Genomic DNA, 583 nt, shown 5'->3' with positions numbered 1-583 from the left:
ACGGCGAGCCGTGCCAGCTGGTGCTGCCGGCCGAGGCCGCCCGTCCCGTCCTGGAGATCGTGGACTGCCGGGCCGCCGGGGCCGCCGCCGTGGCGGAGGAGTTCGCCGACCGGCCCTTCGACCTGGCCGGCGACCTGCCGGTCCGCGCGGCGGCGCTGCAGGTCGCGGCGGAGGAGCATCTGCTGGTCCTGGTGCTGCACCACATCGCCAGTGACGGCTGGTCGATGGGCCCGTTGATGCGGGATCTGGCGGAGGCCTACACGGCGCGGACGGCGGGCGAACGGCCGGCCTGGCAGCCGCTGGCGGTGCAGTACGCGGACTACGCGCTCTGGCAGCGCGAGCTGCTGGGCGCCGAGGACGACCCGGAAAGCCTGGTCTCGCGCCAACTCGCGCACTGGCGGGAGGCCCTGGCGGACCTCCCGGCGGAGGTGCCCCTCCCGACGGACCGGCCGCGGCGGGCTTCGACGGATCACCTGGGTGACCGGGTGGTGCTGCCCTTGGGGGCGGAGTTGCACCGGGAGTTGCTGCAGGTGGCGCGGGCGCACCGGGTGACGCTCTTCATGGTGCTGCAGGCGGGAGTGGC

Annotated in this window: 1 protein-coding gene; it reads left to right on the top strand. The window is 75.3% G+C overall.

The features are described 5' to 3' along the window. On the top strand, nt 1-583 hold a 583-nt coding region (locus IE329_RS40100; RefSeq protein ID WP_229928173.1), incomplete at both ends, for a condensation domain-containing protein.

This window comes from Kitasatospora indigofera, assembly GCF_014655955.1.
GTDB classification, from domain to species: domain Bacteria; phylum Actinomycetota; class Actinomycetes; order Streptomycetales; family Streptomycetaceae; genus Kitasatospora; species Kitasatospora indigofera.
This window is presented reverse-complemented; position numbering and strand designations above follow the sequence as displayed.